3 protein-coding genes and 1 pseudogene are annotated in these 3,945 nt (G+C 72.8%); 3 read left to right on the plus strand and 1 reads right to left on the minus strand.

The genetic code is table 11. From position 1 onward, the window contains the following. The coding region (locus tag B8460_RS02250) for a TSUP family transporter (protein ID WP_048859944.1) at positions 1–291 on the minus strand (291 nt) is incomplete at its 3' end. 279 nt (positions 292–570) lie between these two features. Here B8460_RS02250 and B8460_RS02255 point away from each other — a divergent pair. The 3 genes and pseudogenes from B8460_RS02255 to cysC all read left to right on the plus strand — a co-directional run. After that, positions 571–1,200, plus strand: a pseudogene (locus B8460_RS02255) (phosphoadenylyl-sulfate reductase); the annotation flags it as partial. A 57-nt stretch (positions 1,201–1,257) separates the two neighbouring features. Further along, complete coding sequence (gene cysD / locus B8460_RS02260; RefSeq protein ID WP_048859945.1) at positions 1,258–2,052, plus strand: sulfate adenylyltransferase subunit CysD; 795 nt, start codon at positions 1,258–1,260, stop codon at positions 2,050–2,052. An 11-nt stretch (positions 2,053–2,063) separates the two neighbouring features. Next, positions 2,064–3,945: adenylyl-sulfate kinase (cysC, locus tag B8460_RS02265; RefSeq protein ID WP_084623139.1), on the plus strand; the 1,882-nt coding region annotated here is incomplete at its 3' end.

Genomic DNA, 3,945 nt, shown 5'->3' on the forward strand with positions numbered 1-3,945 from the left:
GGGCGCGCCGAGGGCGTGCAGCACCAGCGTGGTGGCCAGCGCCGCGGGCAGGCTGCCGGCGGTCAGCAGGGCCACGATGCGCCACTCCACGCTGCGTCCGGTGCCGTGCGCGAGCGTCCCCGCCAGCTTCGTCCCGGCCGCGAACAGCAAATCGGTGCCCACCGCGACGGCCGGGGTGATCCCGAAGCCGAGCATCAGCAGCGGCGTCATCAGCGACCCGCCGCCCACGCCCGTCAGCCCGACGAGCAGGCCGACCAGCGCGCCGGCGGCCGCATAGGCCGGATCGATCACGGCCGGGCCACCCGCGCGGCGCGGTTCAACGAGGGCGTTCGGTGTTTTCGCCGTAAATGGCGTTTCATCATGGTGATTAGAGAGTGTCCCCCGAGGCGGCGCGACCGTAATACCGATTTATCGTGGTAGCTCTGTCTGAACCACTCTTGCAAAGCGGGTAATGCCATGGCCATTGTCCCCACCATGACACAGCCGCTGCGCCGCCCTGAAGCCGAAGCGTCCGACCCGTCCCAGCGCGATCCGTCCCCGTCCGATCAGGGCGCCGCGGCGCGCCCCGGCATTCGCGCCCTGCGCCGGGTGCTGACGGGCAAGCTGCGCGGGCGGATCGCGGTCGTCGCGTCCTTCGGCACGGAATCGGCGGTGCTGCTGGCGCTGGTCGCGGAGATCGATCCCGCGACGCCGGTGCTGTTCCTCGACACCGGACGGCATTTCGCGGAGACGCTCGCCTATCGCCGCACGCTCGCGGCACGGCTGGGCCTGCGCGACGTGCGTGACGTGGCGCCCGCGCCGGCGCGCATCGCGCGGCTCGATCCCGAGGGGCTGCTCGCCGGCATCGATCCGGACCGCTGCTGCGACATACGCAAGGTCGAGCCGCTGGCCGACGCGCTGGCGCCCTTCGCGGGGTGGATCACCGGCCGCAAGCGCTATCAGGCGGCGACGCGCGCGGACCTGCCGTTCGAGGAGACGGACGAGGACGGGCGGCTCAAGCTCAACCCGCTCGCCGACTGGACGGCGGCGGAGATCGCGGCCGAACATCGACGCCGCGGCCTGCCGGCGCATCCGCTGGCGGCGCGCGGCTATGCGTCCGTCGGCTGCGCGCCCTGCACGCGCCCGATCGGCGCCGACGAGGATGCGCGCGCCGGGCGTTGGGCCGGTCGCGCCAAGACGGAATGCGGCATACATCTGCCTCGCCCGCCCGCGACCGCGGCGGCGACCACACACGTACCAGCAAGGGCCGACACGGCGATGACCGACCTTGATCAGCTAGAGAGCCAGAGCGTTTTCATCCTGCGCGAGGCGTATCGGCGGCTGCGCCCGATGGCGCTGCTGTGGTCGCTCGGCAAGGACAGCAACGTGATGGTCTGGCTGGCGCGCAAGGCCTTTCTCGGGCGCGTGCCGTTCCCGGCAGTGCATGTCGATACCGGCAAGAAGTTTCCCGAGATGTATGCGTTCCGCGAGCAGTATGCCCGCGAATGGGGGCTCGATCTCGTCGTTGGCGACTGCCCGCCGGTGGAGAGCATCGACCCGACCCTGCCGCCGGCCGCGCGGTCGGCCGCGCGCAAGACGGCGGGGCTCGCGTCGCTGATCGAGGCGAATGGCTGGCGCGGCGTCGTCGCCGGCATCCGCCGCGACGAACAGGCGACGCGGGCGAAGGAGCGCGTGTTCAGCCCGCGCGGCGCGGGCCATCGCTGGGACATACGCAACCAGCCGCCGGAGTTCTGGGACCAGTTCGCGACGCCGGTCGAGGAGGGCGCGCATGTGCGCATCCATCCGCTGCTGGCGTGGCGCGAGATCGACATCTGGCGCTACATCGAGCGCGAGAACATCCCGGTCGTCGATCTGTATTTCGCGAAGGGCGGCAAGCGGTACCGCTCGCTCGGCGACCAGGACATCACCTTCCCGATCGAGAGCGAGGCGAGCAACGTCGCCGAGATCATCGCCGAGCTGCGCGCGACCCGCGCGCCGGAGCGCGCCGGGCGGGCGATGGATCATGAATCCGAGGATGCGTTCGAGCGGCTGCGCGTCGCCGGCTATCTGTGAGGGACGCCACGATGAGCATCATTCCCCCCGATCCGCGCGCGCAGGTGCCGACACCGATCGTCATCGTGGGCCATGTCGATCATGGCAAGTCCACGCTGATCGGCCGGCTGCTGCATGACACCGGCAACCTGCCGGACGGCCACGCGGCGGCGGCGGCGGCATCGAGCGCCCGGCGCGGCCTCAAGATCGAGTGGGCGTTCCTGCTCGACAGTCTCCAGGCGGAGCGCGATCAGGGCGTGACGATCGATTCGACGCGCCTGCCCTTCGTGCTGGACGGGCAGCCCTTCGTCATCGTCGATGCGCCGGGCCACCGACAGTTCCTGCGCAACATGGTCACGGGCGCCGCCGACGCGGCGGCCGCGGTGCTGGTGGTCGACATCGCCGAGGGCGCGCAGGAGCAGACGCGGCGGCACGCCCTGCTGCTGCGGCTGATCGGCGTGCGGCACGTGATCGTGCTGCTGAACAAGGCGGACAGGCTCGATTACGACCAGGCGCGGATCGCGGCGGCGACGCAGACGCTGACGGCGCTGCTCGCGCGCATGGAAATCACGCCCGCAGCCCTGATCCCCGCGAGCGCGCGGCACGGCGACAACATCGCCGCGCGGTCGGCGGAGATGCCGTGGTACGACGGGCCGATCCTGACGGAGGCGCTGAAGGCGGTGCCGCCGCTCGCGCCGCTGCATGATCTGCCGCTGCGTCTGCCGGTGCAGGACGTCTATCGCGACGGCGACACGCGCTATGTCGTGGGCCGCATCGAAAGCGGGCGAGTGCGCGTGGGCGACCGCATCGCGGTGGGCAGCCACGGAACGACGGCGGAGGTCGCCGCCATCGCGGCTTGGCACGCGGCGCCGCAGATCGCGGCCAGCGCCGGGCAGTCGGTGGCACTGGTGCTGGCGCCGGATGTCGTGGTCGAGCGCGGCGACCTGCTGCATGCGCCGGACGCGCCGCCGCAGCGGGCGGCGCGGCTGCGCGCGCGGCTGTTCTGGCTGCGCCAGGAGCCGCTGCGCGTGGGCGAGAGCTTCACCCTGCGCATCGCGACGGCCGAGCACGCGGTGACGGTCGCGCGCATCGACAGGGTGGTGCAGATCGACGACCTGACGGAGGCGCCGGCCGACACGGTGCCGCCGGAGGGGTTCGCGGAGATCACGCTGCATGCACCCGGCGGCGTGCCGTTCGACGCGTTCACGCCGGGACGCCTGGGCGGGCGCGGCGTGCTGGTGGATGCCTGGCAGCAGATCGTGGGCGGCGCGCCGCTGCTCGGCCCCGCGACGGCGCCGGTGCAGGACGCGGTGTTCCCGGTCGACAGCGCCGTCTCCGCCTGGGACCGCGCACAGGCGCAGGGCCATCGCAGCGGCGTGTTCTGGCTGACCGGCCTGCCGGGTGCCGGCAAGAGCACGATCGCCCGCGCGGCCGAGGCGCTGCTGTTCCGTCGCGGCATCCACGCGACGGTGCTGGACGGCGACACGCTGCGGGCGCGGCTGAATGCCGATCTCGGATTCAGTGAGGCCGACCGGGCGGAGAACATCCGCCGCGCCGCGGCCGTCGCGCGCATCCAGGCCGAGGCGGGGCTGGTGGTGATCGCGGCGCTGATCTCGCCGCAGGCGGCGCAGCGCGACGCCGCGCGGGCGATCGTGGGCGAGGGGTTCCACGAGGTGCATGTCCACGCCGATCCCGCGACCTGCGAGCGGCGCGATCCGAAGGGGCTGTACGCGGCGGCGCGGGCCGGCAGGCTTGCCGGCTTCACCGGCGTCGATGCGCCGTACGAGGTGCCGGCGACGCCCGATCTGCGCATCGACACCGACGCCGCGACGCCGGCCGAGAGTGCCGCGCGGCTGGCCGACCACATCGAGGGCATCGTGCGTCTGGCGGCGCGTCCGGCGGCCGCGCGCGGCT

This window comes from Acidisphaera rubrifaciens HS-AP3 (assembly GCF_000964365.1).
In the GTDB taxonomy this organism is placed as follows: domain Bacteria; phylum Pseudomonadota; class Alphaproteobacteria; order Acetobacterales; family Acetobacteraceae; genus Acidisphaera; species Acidisphaera rubrifaciens.